A 22966-nucleotide genomic window follows, 5' to 3' on the forward strand; every position below is an offset into this window, starting at 1 on the left:
GGGTCCAACTGGCTGGTTCTGTCCCATGGTGTATCATGGAAACAGTCAGTCCACTTGCGCCGCTGACTCGGGAGTGAGAAATGCGTACCTCCCGAACGTACCGATGGCACGACGCAGTCGCTCCGTTACTGCCTGATCGGAAATCCCGAGTTCGTCGGCTAACTCCGCAGTCGTACAGCCGCGTGGAATGTCGTAGTATCCCATTCGAACGGCAAGCGTAAGCGCTTCTCGTTGGGGCCCACTCAAGCCGTACCACGGACCGGCCTCAGGGTCCGTCGGATTGTATATACGGGTTAGCTTCAGGGTGATGTGCGCGTCCTCACAACAGTCCTGGCACTGACTCAATGTCTCGCGGTCTGAGAATCGCATCTCGAAATTCCACCCTTCTGGTGATCCAGTCGCACTCAGTATTTGCCCGTCGTGTTCCAAGATGCATCGAAAAAGGTGGTCCTGGCTCGCATCCCATTCGAGCCTGATCAACGTCCGGTCTTCGAACACGTCCACCTTCGTGACGCTGTTGACAGTTGGATAGCGTTCGACGGTATCGAGAAAGCCGTCTTCGACCGGTTCGTAGACCCAGAAGAGCGGCACGGTCACGTCCCCACTCGGGACGAGCGTTTCAAGCTCGATGGCCGACGCTTGCTCTAGACTGAGGATTTGTCCGAGTTCGAAATCATCGGACGGGATCCGAATCTCCGTTATCACACTCATGCTCGCTTGTGAGACTAGATTGCTTGGTCGTACAAAAGGAGATGACATGGTACACCATGGCTTCTCGGAATTCGACGAGGACTGCCTATTCGTGAAGTACCTCGGGGACAAGCCCCGAGGCATTCGCCCTACTCAGCCTGTAGAAGGCACGATAACGATAAAACAACCGTGTGTTGTCTCTTCTCGAAGCTATGGTACATCACCCGTGCCGGTTATCTTCCTGCTAGACGAAGGCTTACCATGGCGACTGTGATGGAGTTTACGAGTCCAGTAGAGGAGTTTCCACTGGGGAGTGTGTTCGAGAACTTGCCGGGAGTGACGGTCGAACTGGAGCGGCTTATTCCACACGAGACGCTGATTATCCCGTACTTCTGGGTACGCGGTGCGGAAACGGAGGACATCGAAGCTGCGTTCGAAGAACACGCCGGCGTAAGCAACATCCGACTGGTCGATAGCATCGAAGACGAGTATCTCATGCGTGCCGAGTGGGAACAAGAGTACTTTGGCATCCTGAATGCGCTGGCCAAGGCCAACGTCGTCGTGCTCTCTGGAATCGGAACGAAAGACGAGTGGCGATTCGAGGTGCGTGGCGAGAGCCAGGAGGCAATCGCTGATTTTCGAGAGTACTGCCAGAAAAACGACATTCCGATAGCGATCACCGCCGTCCACGCCATGCTTCCGATCCAGGGAGAGGGCTACGAGTTAACCGAGATGCAGCGCGAGGCGTTGGTATTAGCATACCAGCGAGGGTATTTCAACACCCCGCGCGAGGCGTCGCTCGAAGAGATCGCTGACGAGCTCGACATCACCCAGCAGTCGCTTTCCTCACGCCTTCGACGTGGGCATCGACGCCTCATTGGAGCTACGCTCAGCAGTTCGTTGTGATCATTCGGAGAGACACTACGTTATAAACCACCTGTATAATCAGTACCCCTATTGAACCGACTCAGACGGCTAGAATCAGGCAAGATGGACGCAACGGTATCTGGGGTTGGAGTTGAAGCGGTTGAGTACTCTCAGGAATCTGGGACTGCTCGCACCCAGTTCGATCAAGAGAAGACACCTGCGAGCATGGCTGTTATCGCAACGCTGGCGGACCTAATGGGGACTGATCCGGTTGAACTCGACCCGCTCCATTCTACTGTTGACCCCGACGAATTAGATGCGCTCGTCCGCGTTCGAAACGGGACGAACGGAGATTCCCACGTGACATTCACGCACGAGGGGCACGCGATAACCGTACACAGCTACGGTGTGATCACCATCACACCAGAACAGGAACTCACAGCGGAGAAGTACGAAAGGGACGTGGGAAGATGACTTCTGAGGAGGCCTCGCTTACGTCCAAGAAGGAATTGAACGTGGAGCTGAAAGCCCTCCTTCGCAGGGCCTACGAGAGTGGAATCGATGTGGAAGGCGGATTCGAATGTCGGAATGGGGTCGAACATCCTGACTGGGACGTGATCGTCACGGAAGTCGAAAAGAACGGGCGTTCGGAGTGACCGACGACGAGGGTAACCGGTCGTAGCAGATAACAGGCCCGTGGGACAGAAACTCTGTTACGAACTCCATCACGTTCTACTCCCCGAATTAACGGATATGGAACTTGTCGAGTTCGGCAGGTTCGAAGACGAGGTATAGCGAGGACTGAGATTCGACGAGGTACTTCGATTTCTCGAACAGATCGCTGACGATAATGACAAGTAATCTGGAACTGTAATCGCTTTGCTGCTGAATATGCGCCCTGAGAATTGCACGACGCTACGAACATCATCCATAGCTGGTAGGAATCCCAGCAGTCCGTTCTCACATCTACTTACTGGCCAATTCACCGCAGCAGTCGGTGGATCAAACCAGTAGGAGAATCCTCTGACACCCGCCGAGAACAAGGTTTAGTCGGGACGGCGCGTAACTCCACTGTATGCCATTCAGCGTCAGTTGGCACACTCTTCTCGAGCATCTGGATGAGTTGCCGGCAGACGCAACACTGATCACACCATTGTCGCACTCTCGCATCCATATCACAGATATCCAGGAACACCGTATTGTCGTCCAGTTTGACGAGTCCAACGAGAAGCGTCCGCTCCAGCGCGAGCAGTTTGAGACACCCTACCATCAGATACAGACTGCGCACGATGGGTTCGATCTCGACCGGCTGCCGCCAGATGCCGACCCGTATCCAGCGGTGTTGAGCGTTCATTCCCCCTTCGAGACGACGACCCCACCGATCCCATACTCCCGTTTTGTCGTCACATACAGTCCATTACTGTAGATGTCGAGTCCCTCGTGGGGCGTGTACTCGAGTGCGAGAATCGCATCTTTAGTTTCGCGTGTGAGTGACGGATGGGGTGAGTCAGCCACTGCCTCGAGTGGATCGCCCTTGTCGACTGACTCGCCGTTGATCACGACCGAGACGCCTGTCCGGGATTGCACGTATGCGAAGCGCTTGCGAAGATCGCGAACGTAGCGTCGCCAGCGGTAGCTGTCCGGGTCCGGCACTTCGTCTTCGCAGTGGTCGATCTTGACGAGCATTCCCTCGAGATGATGCACAGCGTCCACGAGCTGGCCATCACGTCCGCTGACGTCTGCCCACTTCCCAGAGTTGCGTCGATCTCGGTAGTCAAAACACAGTGCGGTGTCGTGACTCCAGATACGAACGGCACCCTTCGCGATGATCGCACCCTTGCCGATACCCCACTCGCCGATTGTCTCGTCGTCTGCGCGTTGCTTGCTTCCTGCGCCGAGCACCGACAAGTTGCGTCGTCCCTCAGTCGACTCGAGGTCAACGTCAGCACCGTCGTCGAGGATGATCGATCGCTCGGGTGAGATGCTGATCAACACACGGGATGACCCAGGACTGCCGATGCCGTTTTGGACCGCTTCACGGATCGCGTCTGTGAGATCCGCCATCTGATCTTCGATAAGGTGCGTTGCGACCCGCTCGTCAGCTGTCATCGTCACGGTCTCGTCAGCCGATGGCTGACTAGCTGGCTTCGAGTCAGTTGTCTCGTTCGTGGTGAACTCCGATAGCGTCGGATGGTCTGTCATGGTGTCCACTCATGTGGCATCATAGAAACCGAACCGTGCGGTCACTTGGGAACAGGAATGAAATCCGGTTCGACTTGGCGCAGTCTCCCGGTGCTCTCGAGGAACTCGGGGACCGCGTTTCGTGCGTGCCCGCTGAAAGCATCGCATTCAACTCCGCTCGTTCATCGGCAGACAGATCGGCAGAGTACTGTTGTGTTCGTGGCATAATTCTCTTCAGAGAATTTCTGAACACACCACGCAGGCGCTCTACGCAGACAAAGCTAGCAGTTCAGGGCTGAAGACGCAATAGGCCACTAACTCCACACTGCTGGCGAACCGTCCGTTTCTGCTGCGGTACTCAGTTGGTACTAGATCTCGATCGTTCTACTGAATGCAGACATAGTTCTGAATAATGTACTGGGTCGTGTTTAGATAAACTGGTTCCTGTGATGACGAACGATTTAACCCACTAATCAGTCCCAGCCTCTCATCCACTTGAGTGCTGACGACTTGATCTCGAGAACTTGTTTGAACTCTTCTGAGACGGCGATCAAAACCGAAAGCCGTCGGTAGTGATTACATATCAACCTTCCGTTTAAACCAGGTACCGTCCGTTTCTCCAATTGCATGAGCGGGGAAGCCGACACTCACAACAGTATTGAACCACCCGAGATCACTGCCGACTCGATCCATCAACTCGACGATCCTCGGTTTGCGAATGAGAACGTGGCGATCGTAACTGGCGCGGCTTCGGGGATCGGCCGTGCGACGGCGCTTGTCTTGGCAGCAAACGGCTTGACGACGATCGCAACTGATGTCGACGAGGACGGTCTCTACGAGACAGTCGAGAAAGCAGACGACCTTGCGGTGGAGGGTAACCTCGAGACGGTCGTCTGTGACCTGACTGACGACGCCGAGATCAAGGCGCTTGTCGAAACGGCTGCTGATGCAGGACAGCTTCGGTACGTCGCGAATATCGCCGGCGTACAGCATATCTCACCAATCACGTCGTTCCCGATGGAGATGTTCGACCTGCTCTATCGGGTGATGCTCCGTGCGCCGATGTATCTCACGAAACTGGCGCTCCCACACATCCGTGAGGCTGAGGACGGCATCGGCGCGATCGCCAACATGGCGTCCGTCCACGGTCACTACGTGACTCGCGATAAGGTCGCTTACAATACGATGAAATTTGGCCTTCGAGGGCTAACCAAGTCGACTGCGGCCGAGGGTGATGGTGATATCCGTGCGTTCACGGTCAGTACGGGCTACGTCAAGACACCACTCGTATTGGATCAGATCGAGGATACGGCTGAAGAACGCGGTATTTCCGAGCGAGAGGTTGTCGAGGACGTGATGCTTGGACAGGCACGGTCTTCCGAGATGATGGAACCGGTTGAGGCTGGCAACTTGTTCGCCTTCGGACTTTCACGTCACGGTAAGCATCTTAACGGCGACGACCTGTTGTGGGATGGCGGCTTCGTGAACACGTACGAGTGATGTACACATGGAACATACAGATCGGGCCCAAAGGCGCGAATTGGAACACAGAAATCAGAGCCTCAAGTCGACCATCGAGAGGGCAGCGACATGTTAGACGGCGAGATAGACGTCGAAGGAATGACCTCGAAGCTGATGCTCGTAAGCGGTGTGCTATGGACAGCTGTGCTCGGACTCGGGATAGCCGGCCACTGGTTCATCGCCTTACTCGTCTCGGTGTTCCTCTTTCATCCGTGGTTCGTCATCGGTGCGAGCTCCAACGGGACGATTTCGACGAAGCTACTCGTCTACCCCCTCGGAATCTGGACTGGGCTCCAGCTATCGGCGTTCGTCCTTACCGAGTACTACTCGAACGCGTTCGCAGGCGGCTCCCCGGAGTTTCTGATTACCGGAATGCATCCGTCCTTCGCCGCCGTCTACTGGCTCTACTGGGTCGGCGGGTTCATGACAGTCACGCTTGCCTACGGAATTTACTTCCGGACACATTTCCTGCCGGACGAGGAGTGGGACCGGTTCCTCAAGGAAGTCGAGCAGGTGAACACGGAGAGCGAGACACAGGATGTCGACGAGTCCATGGAGGTGTCTAGCCAATGAACGACGTGCTCGTTCCCGGTTTCGTTGCGCTATTTATCCTCTCGGTATTCGCTGTCGGCCTCTATAGCCAGCGCCTGATCGACTCCTCCGATGAGTTTTATGGTGCGACGAAGATGTTCGGTGCGGCGGTCATTACCCTCGCGAGTATGTCCGGGATCATGAGTGCCTTCGGGTTCATCGGCGGCCCGGGGCTCGTTTACCAGATGGGCACGTCCTCGCTGTGGATGACCTTCGCCAGCGGCCTCGGGTTTGCGATGGCCTACTGGATCGTCGGCAAGCGCGTTCGCGGGATGGCAGACGTCGCCAACATTGGCACGCTCGGTGACATCGCCGACGAGCGGTTTAACAGCGGCGCGATCCGGGGGATACTTTCGGTGATTCTGTTTATCGCGTGTTGGGCCTACCTTGCCTCGCAGGTCGCTGGCGGCGGCTACGTCCTCTCGGTGATCCTCGGGGTCTCGATGGAGACCGCCGTCTGGCTCGTGTTCGGGCTGATCATTGTCTACGTTGCCGTCGGTGGGATGGCGTCGGCCCAACTCGCGGGGGCGTACACGGGTGCGGTGATGCTCATAGGCGTCGTCGGTGTCATCGTCGGGTTCTTCCAGATTGCCGGTGGGATGGAGAACACGACCATGACCGTTGTTGAGGCCGGCGAACTCACGGGCGAAGACGTGACGAAGGCCTTTACCCCCCAGATGCTTGATGGCTGGGGGCTCGCTGAAGGCTCTGCCCCCGGTCTACTGTTGATCTGGCCGATCGTCTTCAGTATCGGCGTCATGGGCCAACCCCAGGTTCTCCAGCGGATGTTCTCGATCAACGACCCGAAGGGACTGAGAACCGTCGGCCTCGTTAGCGGCGTCACCTATGCCGTCGGGAGTCTTCTCTGGTTGCTTATCGGCTTCATTGCGCTCTATCTGGTCGCTTCCGGAGCGATCGAACCGCTTGCGGATCCAGACATGGCCGCCTTCGAGTTCGTCGAACGGTTGCACATTGTCCTGCAAATGATCATCTACGCGGGGCTGGTCGCTGCAATCATGTCCACCGCCGCATTCTTCCTGTCGGTCGCCTCCGGCGCGATCGCCCGTGACTTCGTGCGAGCGATGGGCTGGGAGTTTTCCGAACGACGGGAAACGTGGCTGGGTCGGGTTGCAGTCCTCGTTGTCGGCGTCGGCGCGGTGATCTTCGGCCTGTACGGCGGCCACCTCGTCGCGATTCTTGGCACCTTCGGCTGGGGGACATTCGTCAGTGGAACGATACCCGCTGTGGTTGTCGGCCTGCTTTGGAAGGGTGCAAGCCGAGAGGGCGTCACTGCCGGCCTCGCCTCTGCACTCCTGCTCAACGTCATACTGCTGACTGCGACACAGCTCGGGTACTCGTTCCCGATCGGGATGGACTTTTACTTCATCGCGATCGCCGTTTCGATCTCCGTGACGACTTTCGTCTCGTACTTGACTGACGGTGCCAGCGGCGAAAACGTCCCGGAGCACGTCAAACCCATCTTCAAACTCTAACGGAGGTGAAAGACATGGAACTCTGGCTCGTCGGCTTCGTCGCGATGATGGTGATCAACCTGATCATCCTCTTCTTGAAAATATAGGCGGCTCTCCGCTGGCCGCCCTCCTCGCTGTTTCACGGCGCGACTGTGCCTCGTTTTCGAAGCACCCACGACGGCTGTCGACTCTCTCAGTCAACAGTCACAACCGATATCTGATTTGTTCCAGGAAACCCGTTTCCCAGACCTGCCGTCATGTGTTAGCGCCTGCGAGCCCGGCATTGGTATACATATCAACCCGCCGGTTTTCGCCGCTAGAGTACCTTTCACCAGTAATGGCAGAGATACTGATAGCTGGTGTCGGTTCGACCGCGTTCGGCAACCATACCGACCGAACCGGTCGGAAACTGTTTGCCGAGGCGCGCTCAAGCGCACTCGAGAAAAGCGCCGTACCACGTTCGGACGTCGATGCTCTCTACTACGGCAACTACATGGGAGAAACCTCCGAGAAACAGAGCCACCAGGCCCCGCTAATGGCTTCCGGGATCGGGACGCCCGGTCTTGAGGCGACACGCGTTGAGAATGCGTGTGCCTCCGGCGGCTATGCCGTCGCCGATGGCGTGCGGGCGATCATGAGTGGCGAGGCTGATGTCGTCCTCGTCGGTGGACTCGAGCGAATGACAACTCTAGAGACCGCAGAGACAACGGCAGCACTCGCCCGGGCCGCAGACGAACTTCACGAGGGACGTCCCGGCCTGACGTTCCCCGGGGCGTACGCGTTGCTCGCGGATGCCTACATGGAGCGCTTCGGCGGCACGCACGAAGACCTGGCACACATCGCGGTGAAAAACCACGAGAATGCGGCGACCAATCCGAATGCACAGTTCCATGACAGAATCGACGTCGAAGACGTCCTCGAGGCTCCACCGGTCGCCGATCCACTCGGCTTGCTCGATGCCTGTCCCATCAGTGACGGGGCTGCGGCAGCCGTCCTTGTCTCGGGCGAGTACGCGGCCGAACACAACCTCAAGCCCGCAGTCGCGATCACTGGTTCCGGATGCGGGACGGAGTCACTATCTTTGCAAGAACGGGGAGAACTGACGCGGACGAAAGCGGCTGAATCGGCTGCCCAGGCCGCCTATAGTCAGGCCGAAGTGACCGCTGACGATGTCGACGTTGCCGAGGTCCACGACTGCTTTACCATCGCCGAAGTGCTCGCGCTCGAGGCACTGGGGTTTTACGAGCCCGGTGAAGCAATCACAGCAGCCCGCAAGGGCGAAACGGTTCGCGACGGACAGCTGCCGATCAACCTCTCCGGCGGGCTGAAAGCGAAGGGCCATCCCGTCGGTGCGACGGGTGTCAGCCAACTCGTCGAGCTGACCAAGCTACTCGCGGGAACGCACCCGAACGCCGACGCGGCTCCCGATGCGGAGGTCGGCGTGACCCACAATGCGGGTGGGACGGTTGCAACTGCTGCTGTCCACGTCCTGGAGGTGGCGGAATGAGCGTCGAGATAGCCTGCGAGACTGGCTACGACGCCTGGCTCGACGCACTCGAGGCCGGCGAGGGCTACTACCTCCGTCGCGACGGGCGGGCACTCGTCCCGCCGGCTATGGCGGGGGCAGCAGCCGACCTCGAGCGTGAACCGCTTCCCGACACTGGGACAGTCGAAGCGAAAACCGTTATTCGTGTCCCCCACCCCGACTTCGGATCGGACGTCCCCTATGCGATCGCAATCGTCGAATTCGGCCCTGTAACGCTGACGGGACAGGTCACTGGAATCGACCCCGAAGCCGTCGGGACCGGCTTCGAGGTCGAGGCGACGGTACTCGAGGCGGAGACGAGCGGCAAGCGGTTCGTCGCGTTTCGCCCCGTAGGCGAGGTGAGTGATCGATGAACGTCATCGACGAGGGGAACGGCGAACTTGTTGGTTGGGAACACCCCGATGATGTCCGAAAGTGGAATAGTGAAAAGCGCTCGCGTGCGTTCGAGGACAAACGCATGGACGCGGGCGAGGCGGTCGAACGGTTCGTCGACGACGGTGATCTCCTCGCCAGCGGTGGCTTCGGTCATGTCCGGATCTCGACGCCGATCCTCCACGAGATCGTCAGGCAGGACATTGAGGATCTGACGCTCTCGGGGAAAACCACTGTCTTCGACGCCGATCTACTGATCGCAGCAGGTGCAGTCTCGAAAGTTGAGGCCGCTTACTGTTTCGCCCACGAGACCCGCGGGCTCGCACCTGCAGGTCGTCGCCGAGTTGAGGAGGGCGATGTCGAGGTCGTCGCCGAGGCAAGCAACGCAACTCTTCAGTGGCGATTTCTCGCCGCGAAGATGGGTGTCCCGTTTGTTCCATCTCGGATTCTTGCAGGAACAGAGACCTTCGAGAAGAGTGCAGCGAAGATCGTTGAGGATCCCTGGACTCGCGAGCCGATCACGCTCGTTCCCGCCTGTTATCCTGATATCGCTTGTATCCACGTCTCGAAAGCCGACAAGTACGGGAATGCAGTTATCGACGGTATCAGCGTCGAAGACCCGGAACTTTCGGGAGCTGCGAAGCGGCTGATCGTCACCGCCGAAGAGATCGTCGACAGCGACGAACTCCGGGCGCGGCCCAAAGACGTTGAGATTCCCTACTTCCTCGTCGATGCGGTCGTCGAAGCGCCCTACGGGAGTCACCCCGGTGAGATGCCCTACCAGTACTACTTCGACGAGGATCACCTCAAGGAGTGGATGGAACTCACAACGACTGAAGAAGGCCTAGAGGAGTATCTCGAGCGCTACATCACCGGAACCGAGGACTTCGAAGAGTACCTCGAGGCTGTCGGCGGCGAGGAACGACTCGCTGACCTCGAAGCGATCGAGAATTACGAGCGCCCGGACGCGGGCGGTCCCGAAGGAGGTGAGCGCGCATGAGTGAGGAGTACACATCAACGGAGCTGCTGACGACCGTCGCTGCAAGCCTCATCGAAGACGAGAGTACGATCATCGTCGGGACGGGGATGCCGATGCTTGCGGCGATGCTCGCTCAGCGGACGCATGCGCCCGATGCGACCATGATCTACGAGGCCGGTGGCATCGGCCCCGAAGCACCTGAACTGCCGATATCGGTCGGCGACGAGCGGACCTTCCACAGGGGCGTAAAAGCCGCCGGGATGCACGACGTCATGTCCTACATGAGCGCCGGCTTCGTCGACTACGGCTTTCTCGGGGCCGCACAGATCGACCGCTGGGGAAATCTCAACTCGACGGTCATCGGCGACTGGGAGTGCCCGACCGTTCGGTTCCCAGGTAGCGGCGGTGCAAACGACATCGGGTCGCTCGCCAACGAAACGATCGTCACGATGCGCCAAGACGAGATGAGTTTCGTCGAGGAACTTGACTTCCGCACCACACCGGGCTACCTCAAGGGGCCGGGTGCACGCGAAGAGGTTGGGCTGCCTGCCGAAACCGGACCGAGCCACGTGATCACCCAGTATGGCGTCTACGGCTTCGACGACAACCGCGAGCTGACACTCGAACTCTTACACCCAGGCGTTGAAGAGACAACAGTAAACGAGGAAAGCGGCTTTCGGATTCATGTTGGGACGTACGATCGGAGTCCGGAGCCGACCGCAGAACAGTTACGACTCCTGCGCGAGGAGATCGATCCACGAGGCATCATCCGCTGAACACCCCTCCGACTGGCCGAGAATCTCTCACACTTATCGAGTGCTCTATGTTTCGTCCTGTAACTCCATCTGAGCTTCAACGTCGTTCATTACGCGAACAATTCGGCGGAGAACCTTGCGCTGGCTCCGACGAAGGTTCTTTGAGGCACCCATTTTCGAGATGTCAAACTCCCCAGCAACGTCGTCTAGGGTCGCTCCCCGCGGTGTCGAAAAGTACCCCTTTTCGACTGCGGTCTCGAGGGTCTCGCGCTCCCTGTCGGTGAGATTCTGCAGCGCCCGAAGCATTGCACCGAGGGATTCAACGTTCTGAAGGATATCGAAGAAGTCGTCGATGTGGACCGAGTCGTCACCCTTGACAGTGAACTCGTTCGAGGCGTCGAGTTCTGAGAGAGCATCGTCCGCCAACCGCTCTCTATCGAAGCCGACGTTCCAGATCTCACTTCCGTTTCGAATTACGAACGGACCTGTAACATAGCCATCATTATCGCGGATCGTCTGCATGGCGTCAGTTTCATCGATTCGCGACCGGATGAGCGCCGTATTCTGTTTCCGAGAGAGGAGTTCATACCCCTGAAGCATCTCGTAGCCAGTGAGCGTCTCGAGTGCACCGTGTAGCTCTTTTGGGTTCTCCCCGATCGCAAGCAGCCGCGTCTCGAGGGTCCGATCCGCCTGGTTGAAGTCCCAGTGTTGGGTGTGAAAGGTGATGTCGTGTTCTCGAGTAGTCCTGATGTACGGACAGTCGTACTGGACCATGTCAAGCTTTAACGTATTCATTTTGCAGAACTCTTGTGATCCAGCCGTATAGCGTTTTCTAAACCCGAATTGCAAGATACACTCGTTTACAAACCTCTGTGGAGAATTGTGATGATAGTGTGGGAATTATAATATCTATGAGTGGGTCATAGAATGACCTTCTCACGACCCGGATCATCTCCCCGCTCGAAATTCGTTGGTATCTCCGGGACAAAACCTGAGGCACTTGCCTTGTCCACCTGTAGACGCCAGCGAAGCCACCGAATGGGTGAAGGGTCCGTCTCACAAAGCGTACAACGAGGGGACGAGCGAGAGGGCCACGATGTGACCGAATTACCTGACTTAGAGACATCCACACTGGTGAATCTCTACACACTGCTGTCGGATGTCCAGCGTGACGCTAACGACTTTCGACAGGAAGTCGCCGATGTGCTTCTCTCACGGCTCCATCACGACCGTCCTGTTGCCGGTCAGTACGGCTCGGTCCAGCGCACGAGTCGCCGTAACCGCTCGCTCAAAGACGACGAGGACGTCCTCTCGATGCTCGAGGCGGAAGGGATCGACCGTGAGCGCGTCATGAGCGTTGATCGCCAGAAAGTCGACGAAGCACTCGAGGTGACGACACTCACCGAGTCCGATGTCTATGAGATCGATGAGAGCGAATACGTTCGCAAGGCGGAGGTTGATGACGACGTCAAGGAGTCACGCCTCCAGGGCTTGAAGGACCGACTTGCCGCTAGCGAGGAGACAGAAGCCGAGGAACTGCAACAGGAAATCGAAGCACTCGAAGAGCGTATTGACGACCTCACGAGCTTCCGGGAAGGGACGGAGGTACAGGGATGACTGCTAACGGCTTCTGTGGCACCACGTGCAGAGCAAGGAATTGGCAGGGTTCCTCCCGGTCGTCCTACAATCTGCCAGCAGGCACGTCGAGTTAGTCATCCTTGTCCTGTGAACGGAGTTCGTTGGCTCGCTTCTCGAGTAACCGGAGGATTGGGACACGTTGTTGGTGTTGGTTTTCGTAGGCGATGCAGGCTCGCAGCGTGTCCATATTGTTGCTCTGTTGAATGCCGACGCCTTCTGCGGATTGTATCGCTGATTTCAGGGGATTTGGACGCCGTCTGGCGATATGGGACGTCTCAGGAACCTCGCACAGACGTTTCAAGAGTTTGCCATAACCCACGTAGAAGAGCCAGACGTACCCGCCGTCGCCGACGGCGACGACGGGTACGACAAATCCACGAAGATCGCGTTGCTCTTGCTCAAAGAGGAAGTCAACAAGCCGCTCCGGCAGTTCGAGGACTATCTGAACGAGATGCCGGGAATTCTTGCTGTGTTTGGCCTTGAGAAATCACCTGATTACACGTCTTTCAGCGTGTGGGACGGAGAATTCCCGATGAAAGAGTTGCGCCGCCTGCTCCGCCGGTCAGCGGAGCAGGCGGGGCTCTCGGGAACTGCTTCGATCGATGCCAGCGGCTTCCAGCGAGATCAGGCTAGTTCGCACTACCGAAATCGTGTCGGCTACTCGTTCAATGCGATGAAGACAACGCTGCTCGTCGATACGGAGTCACTTGCTATCATGGACGCTCATTTCACCACAAAGAAAGCCTATGACGGCCACATTGGGCTGCAGGTCTTTCGGCGCAATGCCGAAGACCTGCAGGCACTTCTGGCTGACAAGATGTACTCATGGAGCAATCTCCGGGAGGCCTGTCGTGAAGCGTCAACGCGACCAGTGATTAAACACTGTGAGCAAAACGCACTCAAGAAGGCACATAACGTCAGAATTGACGACGAAGTCTACAATCAACGGTCAATGAGTGAGACCGTATTTGCGATGCTGAAGGACGATGGCGACGAGATCCGCTCCCGGAGCTGGCATGGCCAGTTCCGGGAGCTCACACGGAAGTGCATCGTCCATAACCTTGCGCAGGCGGCGAGTTAAGGCTCGCCGCCTGCTCCTCTTCTCCGGACGTATTCGAGAGAGGCATCGCCATCGTCCATCTCACACTTCGTGCAGTATCTTGTGAAACTGACGTTTTGATTACTGCACAAGTCGGCTGAAATCGAATCGTCCGATCTCAGAACCTACCGATAGAGCGTAGTTACCGGTGGAAAAGTGAATGTCAAAATTCCTATGACGGCGCTGTCTTGCGTTCAACACTGCAGTCAATCTTGCTCGAGAGCCCGCAACTGATCGATCCGCGTTTCGGTCGCCGGGTGCGTCGAGGGTCGCCATCTGAGCATCCGACGCACCTCCGCGATCACTGGCGAGACGAGCCTCGCGTAGAGCCATACCAAACCCCGATTCAGTCCGCTTGGATCCTCCGGCCCTTCAATCGATACCGCCGGCAAATACCGTTCTACCCAGTGCTCCTCGTCGTCGTCGTCCTCTTCAACTAATAGCGGACGCGGCACGATCCCAAGCGTTGCACTGGCATGCAGCCGTGCGTCCCGTTTCGGGCGTTCATCCTCGAGTGTTTCGAGTGCACCTGCCACAGCGGACGGATCGCCGGTAAGCTGACTGGCTCCACGATCAGCAGCGTACTCACGCGTCCTCGAGAACAATCCGAGCGCGATTGCGTTCACTCCAAGTAGTCCTCGTGCAACGAGACTTACAACGAGGTACGCCAGCCCAAGCACCAAAATCGGTATCGCGAGTATGAAGATGCCGATTCCAGTGAATAGACCTATCATCACCATATTCCCGAGAACTCGGCGAAGCAGTCGTTCGCGCTCGAACAACTGATCTCCGAGGGCGACGGTCGCAGCGACAGCAGTGGCAACTGGAAGATCACGGTTGGCGATGTGAGCAACTTCGTGAGCGAGGGCTGCATCGAGTTCATCATCGTCGAGTTGCTTGAGCAGCCCCGTCGTAACCACGATTGTTGGCGACCGTTGCGTCCCGACGGTCAAACAACCCGGTTCGGCCCGGTCGGCAACGGCTACCGACGGGGTCGGGACATCAGCTTGCGTTGCCAGCCGACGGACCCTCCCAGTGACGTTTCGTGGCCCACTTCTATCGAATTCGTTGAGGCTGAGTCTCCCAACGGCTTTTCGTGACCCATACCGTCCCTGTAGAGCGACGAGTCCGACTCCACCGAGGAGGACTGCACCAACAGTAAGCGGAAAACCGACTTCAGTCGGCAGTGACCACCCGCTTGCAGACACCACATGGAGACCACTCCAAACGAGAATTGAGAGAACAACCACGTTGACACCGACCACCAGCGCAAGTGTGCCAGCGATTCGCACCTGGAGTTGTCGATTCGGTGAGAGAGACACGTTGTTACATTATTTCCGACCTTCTAACAGTGTTTCGAAGGATTCGATTTGGCATTTCCCTCCACAGACAGACATATTTCAATACTCGTGACAAGTACAGTGGACAGTTCTGTTAGATTCGGTCTGCCTGCAATCTCGCCGCGCTTTGGGACTGCATCGACGGGAGACTTTCCATTGAATCTCTCACACGTTCCTGTCGCCTGACGAGGGTCGCATAGACGGTGCGGTCCAACGACACAATTCGATGATTGGACGACAATTCTTTTTCTTGACCGATCCTTCACTCTATTCAGACTGAATGGCAGCACTGGCTTCGGATTTCGTCGCGACAGTCGTTGCGCTGACGCTCGCTCAGCAACTCGAGCAGACCATCAGCCTCGGTATCTTTTTCGTCGGCGCAACGCTGGCGGTACTCAGCGCGCTGGCGTGGCGACGGGAACGCGACCAGCGCATGGCCGTCGTCGCCGTCGGCTATCTCATGTTCGCGATTTATGGCTTCGTCGTCTTCCTCGAGTACTACCTCCTGCCGTATCTCTCCGTTCAAACCGTCGAATTGCTGGAACACAGCGTGGCAGCACTCATCCTCGTCGGACTGCTCGCGTTCTTCGTTGCGCTGAGTCGGGACTGACCATGACGGACGCTGACCCGGACGCGGAGCCGGAACTGGAACTCCAATCACGGCGAACGATTTACCAGCACGTCCGTGACAATCCAGGGATTCACTTCCGTGCCCTCCTTGGGGACCTTGAGTACGCCCAAGGGACGCTGCAGTATCACCTCCGCTGGCTCGAAGATAAGGGATTACTCGAGGAATCTGACGACGGTAAGTACACGCGATACTATCCGGCTGAAGAATTCGACGAGGTCGATCAGGCCGTCATGAACGCGCTACGACGCGAGTACGCCCGTCGGATTGTGGCTCACCTCGCTGTTAAGGGGGCGCTCTCGACTGCCGACCTGAGTGACCGCCTCGAGCGGTCGCCCTCGACGGTGTCGTGGCACCTCTCGAAACTCGAGGATGCGGATCTCGTCACCAAGGAGCGACAGGGCCGGAGCGTCGAATACGAATTGCGCGACCCAGAGCGCGTACAGTATCTCTATACTGTCCACCGACGGACGTTCACCGATCGGGTCGTCGACCGGCTGTTCAATCTGTGGGACGGCTACTGAGTTACTGCCGCGTCGGGTCAGGCGTCGACAGCCGCCCGCTGGCCACCAGCAGGCGCAACAGCAGGACGTAGCCGAGGAACGCGATCGCTGGGCCGAAGACCGGGCGGATCAGCCCTGCGACGTCGGTCCCAATGGCGACAGCATGGATCGTCGCGAACACGAAGCCACCATAGGCGAACGCGTGGATAACTCTCGGTCCCCAAGGACGTTCGAACCGCTGTGCGTCGAGAAAGCCAAGGACCGCGACGACGAGTACCTGAAGCGCCCCAACGCCGACGACGACGCCGGCGAGCAGGTACGTCGTCGAGTACGCGGGCTGGGGAGCCGATCCAGTGACGATGAACCAGGTGTCGAGGACGCCGAGGACGCCGTGGAGTAGTGTCATGAGCATCGCGAACACCGACACCTCGATGTGGACCCGGCGGGAGAACCGGTAGAGTGGGCCAAACGACCGCGCAGTGTAGAGAATCCCCGTCAAGACCGACAGATACAGCGCAGGATAGGCAACCAGCGCAGCACCACGGTCGAGATACCAGATAACCTCCATTATGAGGCCCCCGTTGTCTCGACCACGTCCGGACAGCCGTCGCCATCTTGGAAGCCGTTCGTCGTCTCCGCTCGCGTCGGACACTGGTCTGCGTTGTCACGAATCCCATCGCCGTCGTAATCATTCGGAGCCTGTCTTGTCGGCACTGTCGAGTCGACGAGGTCCGACTGCTTGCGGTCGACCGCTTGCGCTTCGCGAACGTCAGCGATCCCCCACAGCACCGGCACCGTTGCGAGAAGTAACACAACAGCGACGACTGTGATCGTCCCGCTATGCGACGTGCTCATCGAATCCCTCCGTCGTCCGAAAGACACCGTCGTGAACCACGAACGCCTCGAGGTCCGGCCACGCGGCTGCACGCTCAAGCGCATCCGAGAGCGGCAGTGCAGCGAGCGTCGTCGCGAGCGCGTCAGCCTCCATGCAGTCGCGTTTTGCGACCACAGTGACCGACTCGTGGCGTGCACCCAGCCGCTCGCTCGTCGGATCGTAGACGTGATCGATGCCATCGCGCTCCCGGCGATAGTTCCCGGAGGTGGCGACGCTCCAGTCGGTCTCGAGGACTTTGAGCGGACGAGAATCGCCGTACGGACTCTCGACAGCGATCGGGCCAATCGGCGGCGACATATCGCCACCGCCGCTGACGAAGCCGCGTCGGCCCGGCCCCGTCGCCGAAGCGGCCGCGTGATCGACGATGTAGCCCTTCGCGAGGCCGTTGAGGTCGAGTTCCGTCTCGGTGACGACGAGATCGCCGTCGACGCGCACCGATCCGGTCTCGAACGTCGCCGAAACCGTCTTTCGGTCGCCGCGAAGGTATGCCTTCAGGTCGTGTTCGACCGCCCCCTGCTGGATGTCGAAGACGCCGTCGGTACGCTCGCTGTACTCGAGGCCGCGTCGAACCAGCCGGGCGACGTGTTCGTTCTCGACGCGTCCTGTCCGGTTGAGACGTGCGACCTCACTCTCTGAATCGAACGCGTTGAGTTCGGCCTCGAGCGACAGCGCAGTTTGCCGCGCTCGCTCGGCTGCAACCTCGGCGCGGTAGCCAGTCATCTGAACGGTGAAGTCGGTGTCACAGCACCGAAACTCGAGACGAGCGTCACCGAGTCGTGTACGGGCGGAAGTGAGAGTATCCGCCAGGCTCATGACTAGTCGTCCTCCTCTTCGTGCTCTTCGTATTCTTCGTACTCCTCATGCTCTTCGTACTCATCGTTCTCGTGTTCACCGCCGCCACTTTGGACCGCCGGCGTGAAGTCCTCGTTCGGTGCTGGCGCGTCGCTTGCGACCGTCGGGTTCTCATTATCGGCCAACGAATCGATGCCGACTCCAAGCCCGGGGGCCGCCAACGCGAGCGCGACGAAGCTGGTCAGCACTGCGCCGGCGAGCGTGAGCGAAACAAGTCTGTTCGTCGGAACTGGGATTCTCATGGGACAAGTACAGATAGCTCACTGCCTTATCTATCGTTTCGCGTCCATCAATCGAATGTTCGTCCAACCATCGAATCGTCTTTTGTCAGCGAGGGGACCCACTCTGCAACTCGCTGTCTGGGGATCAACAACTCTTAACAACTCATTCTGGGCTCGGCCCATAGCACGGCGTCCCGCAGACCTGGCACTCCCAGATTGCGTGGCCGGTCCAGGTTTCGTCGGGCACGGATTCATGAGCGCTGAATCGATGATCGGTTGTGCGTCCGCACTGGTGACACTCGAGGCGTTCTTTGGTCGGAATGCCACTGTTTTGATGCTCAGGTTCACGTTCTTTAGGTGCCTGCTGGAGGGCAATTGCTGGGACTAGCCACACATCATCGTCGGCGTTGTCGAGCACCGTCGCAAGCCGCTGCTTGTCACGAATTCCGGACCCACCCTCATCGTAGAGATAGGTTGTTGGTTCGCAGTCGCTATCCACCGCTGATTGGTCAGTCCACGCTGTTCAATCATGGGCTGCTGCGAAAAGCTGCTCACCGTCAGTGGACGAGATCCGCACTGCAGCGGGTAGTACAGGCCACCGATCGGTCAATTGGGCTGCAGGCTCGTCTTCGAGATCATAGATGATTGTGCAGTCGTCGACAGTTGATTCCGTCGCATTCGAGGCAAGGAGCGTCGCAGCGGCCGCGCCTTTCGCGACAGCGCCGTAGAACGTCGACGACTTGACAAACATGTGGATGACGCCGAGGAGTGTCCACTCTGTTGCTGGTGCGTCTGTCTCAGAAGCGGTGTCCTCGAGATGGTTCGTGAGACAGAACAAGCATTTGGTCCGGTTAACTGAGATCGGTGCGCCACAGGACCGACACTCGGTATCCGTTTCCGTTGGCGTGTCCGGATATCCAGTCGTCGCCGTCGCGCTCCGCTGTCGATCAGGTTCGCCATCATCATCTTCGCTGAGTGTCTCGTCTGGGATATGCGACGCTTCGCCGGTCGGACGAAGCTCTTCAAAGTCAGAATCTCGATCAGTCATTGATTGGGTAGTGGGTTGTATGGTCTCACGTCTCGATCAGGTTCAGTTCGATAGAGAAGATCTGTAAATGAGATCACTGAGACGCTATTGCTGGCGGAGTCCTGCTTCTCGAGCTTCACGGTTGCTGGCACAATGGATACACGCTGGCAGATCACCATCAACAGCAAAAACCCGGTAGTAGTTCTCTGTGACATGAGAGCCACAGCCATCATATTCTGGCATTATACAAATCTATATTGCTACTCCAGTAAATATCTTGTTCTAATACTTGTATGATCTTTCTAAATAGCATCCTATCTAAGTGGGATTGACTCTTTTCTGGGTCTGGTAGTGTTGTGGTTCAATAAGGTGTCCACAGCCCTCACAACGAGTTTCGACTGCGTTGGTGGTCACCCGTCCGTTGCAGTTGGGACACGGACTGGCGCTCGAATCGGGTTGGACGTCTTCGTAGAATGTTGTCTCGTAAACCTCTCTGAAAGTCATGGTGTTCACGAGGGGCAATGAGTAACTCCGACTGCCCCTCACCTGCTCGTAGGGTAGAGAAACCTCTCTCAGTAGACAGTGGCAGAGTTCCTTTTTCAGGGCTCTTTGTGAAACTCGCGGTCAGTACAGGGCATACAGTTACTACAGCGACTACCGATCTCTATCCAATCTGTCAAAATTCGCCTGCTGACTATAGAGGATAGGTTCAGTACAACGGCTTTGTTTGTTTCATTCCGAAGCCATGAACCTACAAGGCTTTATTCATACCTTCGTTGTAGCGTTCGTCATGGTTTCACGTGTTCTCGTTCCAATGGACGACTCAGAGATAGCGGGACGGGCACTCAGGTATGCACTTGAGGTTATTCAGATGCGGAGATAACTGTCTATCATGTCGTTGGCGCTCCATCGATGATGATGGGCAGCGCAGTGGGTCTTGCATTAGAAGAGGACATCGAAACAGCCGCTGAGGAACGGGCCAAACCGATTTTTGATGCGGCCCACGATATTGCTGCTGAGTATGACACAGAGATAGAGACGGCCGTCGGTTTAGGCCACCTAACGCGAGCAATCGTAAACCGTGCTGAAAACTACGACACGATTGTAATGGGGGCTCATGGAGAGCACAGTGAGGGTCTTACACGAAGCTTTCTGGTAGGGTACATTGCAAAGACGGTATTCGAACGGTCACCGATCCCGGTAACGACTGTTTGGTAGTACGTGTCCATCTGAACGGTACCAGATGGCGGACAAAGAACTAACCGTCGTGCTACATCGTCTATCTGTACTGAGCGATCACCAACTCTCATAGATCGCCTCTCATCTCGCGTTGCATTCGCGCTGTGTATCTTGTAGAGACTCGACTAACTACCGAACTGTTGTCAGAAGCGTCGTGCAAGATACAGAGGCAGAATGCAGCGGCGAGATATTTCACAGAGAACCCAAAGTTGAAATAGAAGCTGATTCGTCGAGGACGAGGTGTTCGAAAGGATCTATGATCTTTCCGCTTGGCCGGTGGGGCGGTCGGGCCCCAGGGGTGGAGAATCGTTCCCAGATCGTCAGATTAGACGACTGTTTTAACGGTTCTGGCCCCAATAGTTCGGTATGGAACTGCTCGTCGCTGTTGACGGATCCGGGGAGAGTAATCGGGCGCTTTCGTACGCCACGAATATTGCTAACGCGACCGACGGATCAATCACACTGATCCACGCGATTGAACCGGATATCTATGATACTGGCGGTGGAGAGCCGGTCTCCGAATCTGACCGTCGGGACAGGCTGATCATCGATAGCTTTGACGCCGCGGAGGAGGAAGGTCAAGAGATCTTGGACGAGGCGATCGAGTTTGCCGCGGAGCGAGGACAAACCGTATCTGGCGAATTACGCTACGGCCAACCAGCGAGGATTATAACGGATTACGCTGAGGAGGGGGCGTTCGAGACGCTCTACCTCGGTCACCGGGGGCGGTCGGAACGAACCATCGAGTTCTTGGGCAGCGTGGCGCGAGACGTCGTCGAGCATGCTACCGTTCCGGTCACCGTTGTCAGGTAATAACACCAACGAAATTGGAGTTGCCTGCCTTACAAGACATACCCTCTGAGGGCGCAGTAAAAATACTCATTTCATATTAGAATAGAGGTATCAAACGCCTTACTACCAAATTACAAGGGTAAATTTCGATTCCACCCTTTCTTACGGTGCCCTCACCCTCTCTATCTCGCAGTCGATTTCTACCAACTCCTGCTCCGTAATCGAATCAGCCCACTGGAATTGAGTTCGAGCTCACGGCTCCTCACCCCCGGTCGGTGGGACAGCCATAACCGTACGGCGATCCTCTACCAAGAGAGAGTCAACATGGACATCACCGAGATCGTTTCCACATCGTTCACCGAATTCGACATTGGGACACCGGTCTCGAAGGTCGCAGGTGCGTTCGAGAACCAGGAACTCGATGTCGTCGTCGTCACGGACGGCGACGAGTATCGCGGCGTCGTCAGCCGTCGACAGCTGGCATCGTCGTCTAATCAGCCCTCCGCGAAGGTCGGCTCGCAGGTGCAACACGTCCCGGCCGTCGAACGCACCGAAGACGTCCGCGAGGTCGCCCGACTCATGATCGGGAGCGACGCCAAGACACTTCCCGTCCTCGACGACGAACGTGTCTATGGTGTCGTGACCGCAGATGCCGTCCTCGCGACCGTCCGTCCGTTCCTCGACGCAGCGACCGTCGACGAGGCGTACTCGGCCGAGTTGATCAGCGTGACCCCCGAGACCGGTATCGGAAAAGCGCTCAACACGCTGCGGGAATCGGGCATCGCCCATCTCCCGGCCGTCGAAGACGACGAAGTAGTGGGGATGCTAAGCCTCTACGACGTCATCGAGTTCACGACGCGAGGGGGGAGTCGGAGCCAGGGGGGTTCATCCGGCAACGTCGGCGGCGGTGGGAAAGCCGCCGGTGGGAGCCACGGGGGCTTCGGCGCGCGCGAAGGGGAGTCTGATCGGATGCTCGATCTGCCGGTCCGGAACCTGATGTCCGATGCGGTCGTGACCATCGGGCGAGACGCAACGCTCGACGAGGTGGTTGAGACGATGTTCGAGCAGGAAATCTCTTCGCTCGTCGTCACTGACAGTGAGACGGGCGAACCCAGCGGGATCGTCACGAAAACGGATGTCATCAAGGCACTCACCTGGGAACAAGATAACGGGCGCCAGCCTGTGCAAGTGTTTGGTCTCGACCTGCTCGATGGCATGGACTACGACGGCGTCTCCGCATTGATCGAGAGCATGACCTCGAAGTACGGCGATATGCAGGTGATCAAGGCCAGCATCGAACTGCAAGAGCACAAGGAACAGACCCGGGGCGTGCCGCTCGTGCTGGCACGAATACGGCTGGTCACTGATCGTGGCTACTTCACCGCCGACGGCGAGGGTTACGGCGCTACCCATGCACTCCGTCTCGCCGCGAATACAGTCGAACGACAACTCCTAAAGGGGAAAACGTACGGCCAATCGAAGAAGCACCCCGACGCTGAGGAGGAGGAGAAGCTCTACGGCTGGTGGCTCGGTGGATAACGGTATTAGGCACACTTACCGAGCAACGTGGCCCGAGACGACCATCGTGCCTCGATTGCTTACAGAAGTTGGTTTTACTATCGGCTCCACCCTTTCCCCTTGGACTGGTAAGACTCACCCGGCACGAATGGATCCAGATGGGGCCTTGGCGAACTCGGATTAAACAATTTTAAGACAGGTTTGCTGAATATGCGCTGTGTATCTCGCACATCTATCAAA

At 57.6% G+C, this 22966-nt stretch carries 22 protein-coding genes and 5 pseudogenes; 18 read left to right on the top strand and 9 right to left on the bottom strand.

The window, feature by feature from the left end; translation table 11 throughout:
* Nucleotides 1–45 precede the first annotated feature (45 nt).
* Entirely contained in the window at nucleotides 46–711 is a 666-nt protein-coding gene (locus E2L06_RS17780; RefSeq protein ID WP_138782949.1) for a helix-turn-helix domain-containing protein, read from the bottom strand.
* A 240-nt stretch (nucleotides 712–951) separates the two neighbouring features.
* On the opposite strand from E2L06_RS17780, the gene E2L06_RS17785 reads away from it, so the two are divergent.
* The 4 genes and pseudogenes from E2L06_RS17785 to E2L06_RS22525 form a co-directional block, all read left to right on the top strand.
* A complete protein-coding gene (locus tag E2L06_RS17785; protein WP_138782950.1) occupies nucleotides 952–1596 on the top strand; it encodes a helix-turn-helix domain-containing protein in 645 nt (214 codons plus the stop codon).
* Between the two features lie 84 nt (nucleotides 1597–1680).
* A complete protein-coding gene (locus E2L06_RS17790; protein WP_138782951.1) occupies nucleotides 1681–2031 on the top strand; it encodes a HalOD1 output domain-containing protein in 351 nt (116 codons plus the stop codon).
* Nucleotides 2028–2213, top strand: coding sequence for a hypothetical protein (locus tag E2L06_RS17795; protein ID WP_138782952.1), 186 nt, complete (start codon nucleotides 2028–2030; stop codon nucleotides 2211–2213). The genes E2L06_RS17790 and E2L06_RS17795 overlap by 4 nt, the downstream gene beginning before the upstream one ends.
* Before the next feature lie 419 nt (nucleotides 2214–2632).
* A pseudogene (locus E2L06_RS22525) lies at nucleotides 2633–2923 on the top strand (hypothetical protein); the annotation flags it as partial.
* Here the strand turns inward: E2L06_RS22525 and E2L06_RS17805 are convergent.
* Nucleotides 2914–3759, bottom strand: a pseudogene (locus tag E2L06_RS17805) (ATP-binding protein); the annotation flags it as partial. The pseudogenes E2L06_RS22525 and E2L06_RS17805 overlap by 10 nt on opposite strands.
* A 606-nt stretch (nucleotides 3760–4365) precedes the next feature.
* On the opposite strand from E2L06_RS17805, the gene E2L06_RS17810 reads away from it, so the two are divergent.
* The 7 genes from E2L06_RS17810 (at nucleotide 4366) to E2L06_RS17840 (ending at nucleotide 10995) form a co-directional block, all read left to right on the top strand.
* Nucleotides 4366–5238 (top strand): SDR family oxidoreductase, encoded by an 873-nt coding sequence (locus E2L06_RS17810; RefSeq protein WP_138782953.1) that lies wholly within the window; start codon nucleotides 4366–4368, stop codon nucleotides 5236–5238.
* A gap of 90 nt (nucleotides 5239–5328) precedes the next feature.
* Complete coding sequence (locus E2L06_RS17815; RefSeq protein WP_138782954.1) at nucleotides 5329–5832, top strand: hypothetical protein; 504 nt, start codon at nucleotides 5329–5331, stop codon at nucleotides 5830–5832.
* A complete protein-coding gene (locus E2L06_RS17820; protein WP_138782955.1) occupies nucleotides 5829–7343 on the top strand; it encodes a sodium:proline symporter in 1515 nt (504 codons plus the stop codon). The genes E2L06_RS17815 and E2L06_RS17820 overlap by 4 nt, the downstream gene beginning before the upstream one ends.
* Nucleotides 7344–7659: 316 nt before the next feature.
* Nucleotides 7660–8829, top strand: a complete 1170-nt coding sequence (locus E2L06_RS17825) for a thiolase domain-containing protein (protein WP_138782956.1) — start codon at nucleotides 7660–7662, stop codon at nucleotides 8827–8829.
* Complete coding sequence (locus E2L06_RS17830; RefSeq protein ID WP_138782957.1) at nucleotides 8826–9221, top strand: Zn-ribbon domain-containing OB-fold protein; 396 nt, start codon at nucleotides 8826–8828, stop codon at nucleotides 9219–9221. The genes E2L06_RS17825 and E2L06_RS17830 overlap by 4 nt, the downstream gene beginning before the upstream one ends.
* Nucleotides 9218–10240 carry a CoA transferase subunit A gene (locus E2L06_RS17835; RefSeq protein WP_138782958.1) on the top strand — a complete coding sequence of 341 codons (1023 nt, stop codon included), beginning with the start codon at nucleotides 9218–9220 and terminating at the stop codon, nucleotides 10238–10240. Before E2L06_RS17830 ends, E2L06_RS17835 begins: the two co-directional genes overlap by 4 nt.
* Nucleotides 10237–10995, top strand: a complete 759-nt coding sequence (locus E2L06_RS17840) for a CoA-transferase subunit beta (RefSeq protein ID WP_138782959.1) — start codon at nucleotides 10237–10239, stop codon at nucleotides 10993–10995. Before E2L06_RS17835 ends, E2L06_RS17840 begins: the two co-directional genes overlap by 4 nt.
* 45 nt (nucleotides 10996–11040) lie before the next feature.
* Here E2L06_RS17840 and E2L06_RS17845 read toward each other — a convergent pair whose 3' ends face one another.
* Complete coding sequence (locus tag E2L06_RS17845; protein ID WP_138782960.1) at nucleotides 11041–11748, bottom strand: helix-turn-helix domain-containing protein; 708 nt, start codon at nucleotides 11746–11748, stop codon at nucleotides 11041–11043.
* A gap of 303 nt (nucleotides 11749–12051) precedes the next feature.
* On the opposite strand from E2L06_RS17845, the pseudogene E2L06_RS17850 reads away from it, so the two are divergent.
* Nucleotides 12052–12591: pseudogene (locus E2L06_RS17850) on the top strand (hypothetical protein); the annotation flags it as partial.
* A 286-nt stretch (nucleotides 12592–12877) separates the two neighbouring features.
* A complete protein-coding gene (locus E2L06_RS17860) occupies nucleotides 12878–13693 on the top strand; it encodes an IS5 family transposase (RefSeq protein ID WP_138782962.1) in 816 nt (271 codons plus the stop codon).
* A gap of 224 nt (nucleotides 13694–13917) precedes the next feature.
* Here the strand turns inward: E2L06_RS17860 and E2L06_RS17865 are convergent, their stop codons facing one another.
* Complete coding sequence (locus tag E2L06_RS17865) at nucleotides 13918–15033, bottom strand: M48 family metallopeptidase (RefSeq protein WP_138782963.1); 1116 nt, start codon at nucleotides 15031–15033, stop codon at nucleotides 13918–13920.
* Between the two features lie 298 nt (nucleotides 15034–15331).
* Between E2L06_RS17865 and E2L06_RS17870 the strand changes: the two genes are divergently transcribed.
* Nucleotides 15332–15661 (top strand): hypothetical protein, encoded by a 330-nt coding sequence (locus E2L06_RS17870; RefSeq protein WP_138782964.1) that lies wholly within the window; start codon nucleotides 15332–15334, stop codon nucleotides 15659–15661.
* Between the two features lie 2 nt (nucleotides 15662–15663).
* The gene (locus E2L06_RS17875; protein ID WP_138782965.1) at nucleotides 15664–16203 is read left to right on the top strand and encodes a metalloregulator ArsR/SmtB family transcription factor; all 540 of its coding nucleotides are present in this window, start codon (nucleotides 15664–15666) and stop codon (nucleotides 16201–16203) included.
* 1 nt (nucleotide 16204) lies between these two features.
* On the opposite strand, the gene E2L06_RS17880 is transcribed toward E2L06_RS17875, so the two are convergent.
* From E2L06_RS17880 to E2L06_RS17900, 5 genes and pseudogenes are all read right to left on the bottom strand, one after another.
* On the bottom strand, nucleotides 16205–16750 hold the full coding sequence (locus tag E2L06_RS17880) for a hypothetical protein (protein WP_138782966.1): 546 nt from the start codon (nucleotides 16748–16750) through the stop codon (nucleotides 16205–16207).
* Nucleotides 16750–17037, bottom strand: coding sequence for a thrombospondin type 3 repeat-containing protein (locus E2L06_RS17885; protein ID WP_138782642.1), 288 nt, complete (start codon nucleotides 17035–17037; stop codon nucleotides 16750–16752). The genes E2L06_RS17880 and E2L06_RS17885 overlap by 1 nt, the downstream gene beginning before the upstream one ends.
* Nucleotides 17021–17890: an FAD:protein FMN transferase gene (locus E2L06_RS17890; protein WP_138782967.1), complete on the bottom strand. Its 870-nt coding sequence runs from the start codon at nucleotides 17888–17890 to the stop codon at nucleotides 17021–17023. Before E2L06_RS17890 ends, E2L06_RS17885 begins: the two co-directional genes overlap by 17 nt.
* A gap of 2 nt (nucleotides 17891–17892) precedes the next feature.
* Nucleotides 17893–18171, bottom strand: a complete 279-nt coding sequence (locus tag E2L06_RS17895) for a hypothetical protein (protein ID WP_138782968.1) — start codon at nucleotides 18169–18171, stop codon at nucleotides 17893–17895.
* Between the two features lie 142 nt (nucleotides 18172–18313).
* Nucleotides 18314–19198: pseudogene (locus E2L06_RS17900) on the bottom strand (hypothetical protein).
* A gap of 769 nt (nucleotides 19199–19967) precedes the next feature.
* Between E2L06_RS17900 and E2L06_RS17910 the strand changes: the two are divergent.
* From E2L06_RS17910 to E2L06_RS17920, 3 genes and pseudogenes are all read left to right on the top strand, one after another.
* Nucleotides 19968–20395: pseudogene (locus E2L06_RS17910) on the top strand (universal stress protein).
* 387 nt (nucleotides 20396–20782) lie between these two features.
* Nucleotides 20783–21229: a universal stress protein gene (locus E2L06_RS17915; protein ID WP_138782969.1), complete on the top strand. Its 447-nt coding sequence runs from the start codon at nucleotides 20783–20785 to the stop codon at nucleotides 21227–21229.
* Nucleotides 21230–21532: 303 nt separating this feature from the next.
* Nucleotides 21533–22747 carry a CBS domain-containing protein gene (locus E2L06_RS17920; RefSeq protein ID WP_138782970.1) on the top strand — a complete coding sequence of 405 codons (1215 nt, stop codon included), beginning with the start codon at nucleotides 21533–21535 and terminating at the stop codon, nucleotides 22745–22747.
* The last annotated feature ends 219 nt before the right edge of the window (nucleotides 22748–22966 follow it).

Source organism: Haloterrigena sp. H1, assembly GCF_005938085.1.
In the GTDB taxonomy this organism is placed as follows: domain Archaea; phylum Halobacteriota; class Halobacteria; order Halobacteriales; family Natrialbaceae; genus Natrinema.

Excerpts from the sequence above, each read along its gene's own strand:
- E2L06_RS17780 (WP_138782949.1), bottom strand. The coding sequence starts at position 711 with ATGAGTGTGATAACGGAGATTCGGATCCCGTCCGATGATTTCGAACTC.
- E2L06_RS17785 (WP_138782950.1), top strand. The coding sequence starts at position 952 with ATGGCGACTGTGATGGAGTTTACGAGTCCAGTAGAGGAGTTTCCACTG.
- E2L06_RS17790 (WP_138782951.1), top strand. The coding sequence starts at position 1,681 with ATGGACGCAACGGTATCTGGGGTTGGAGTTGAAGCGGTTGAGTACTCT.
- E2L06_RS17795 (WP_138782952.1), top strand. The coding sequence starts at position 2,028 with ATGACTTCTGAGGAGGCCTCGCTTACGTCCAAGAAGGAATTGAACGTG.
- E2L06_RS17810 (WP_138782953.1), top strand. The coding sequence starts at position 4,366 with ATGAGCGGGGAAGCCGACACTCACAACAGTATTGAACCACCCGAGATC.
- E2L06_RS17815 (WP_138782954.1), top strand. The coding sequence starts at position 5,329 with ATGTTAGACGGCGAGATAGACGTCGAAGGAATGACCTCGAAGCTGATG.
- E2L06_RS17820 (WP_138782955.1), top strand. The coding sequence starts at position 5,829 with ATGAACGACGTGCTCGTTCCCGGTTTCGTTGCGCTATTTATCCTCTCG.
- E2L06_RS17825 (WP_138782956.1), top strand. The coding sequence starts at position 7,660 with ATGGCAGAGATACTGATAGCTGGTGTCGGTTCGACCGCGTTCGGCAAC.
- E2L06_RS17830 (WP_138782957.1), top strand. The coding sequence starts at position 8,826 with ATGAGCGTCGAGATAGCCTGCGAGACTGGCTACGACGCCTGGCTCGAC.
- E2L06_RS17835 (WP_138782958.1), top strand. The coding sequence starts at position 9,218 with ATGAACGTCATCGACGAGGGGAACGGCGAACTTGTTGGTTGGGAACAC.
- E2L06_RS17840 (WP_138782959.1), top strand. The coding sequence starts at position 10,237 with ATGAGTGAGGAGTACACATCAACGGAGCTGCTGACGACCGTCGCTGCA.
- E2L06_RS17845 (WP_138782960.1), bottom strand. The coding sequence starts at position 11,748 with ATGGTCCAGTACGACTGTCCGTACATCAGGACTACTCGAGAACACGAC.
- E2L06_RS17860 (WP_138782962.1), top strand. The coding sequence starts at position 12,878 with ATGGGACGTCTCAGGAACCTCGCACAGACGTTTCAAGAGTTTGCCATA.
- E2L06_RS17870 (WP_138782964.1), top strand. The coding sequence starts at position 15,332 with ATGGCAGCACTGGCTTCGGATTTCGTCGCGACAGTCGTTGCGCTGACG.
- E2L06_RS17875 (WP_138782965.1), top strand. The coding sequence starts at position 15,664 with ATGACGGACGCTGACCCGGACGCGGAGCCGGAACTGGAACTCCAATCA.
- E2L06_RS17880 (WP_138782966.1), bottom strand. The coding sequence starts at position 16,750 with ATGGAGGTTATCTGGTATCTCGACCGTGGTGCTGCGCTGGTTGCCTAT.
- E2L06_RS17885 (WP_138782642.1), bottom strand. The coding sequence starts at position 17,037 with ATGAGCACGTCGCATAGCGGGACGATCACAGTCGTCGCTGTTGTGTTA.
- E2L06_RS17890 (WP_138782967.1), bottom strand. The coding sequence starts at position 17,890 with ATGAGCCTGGCGGATACTCTCACTTCCGCCCGTACACGACTCGGTGAC.
- E2L06_RS17895 (WP_138782968.1), bottom strand. The coding sequence starts at position 18,171 with ATGAGAATCCCAGTTCCGACGAACAGACTTGTTTCGCTCACGCTCGCC.
- E2L06_RS17915 (WP_138782969.1), top strand. The coding sequence starts at position 20,783 with ATGGAACTGCTCGTCGCTGTTGACGGATCCGGGGAGAGTAATCGGGCG.
- E2L06_RS17920 (WP_138782970.1), top strand. The coding sequence starts at position 21,533 with ATGGACATCACCGAGATCGTTTCCACATCGTTCACCGAATTCGACATT.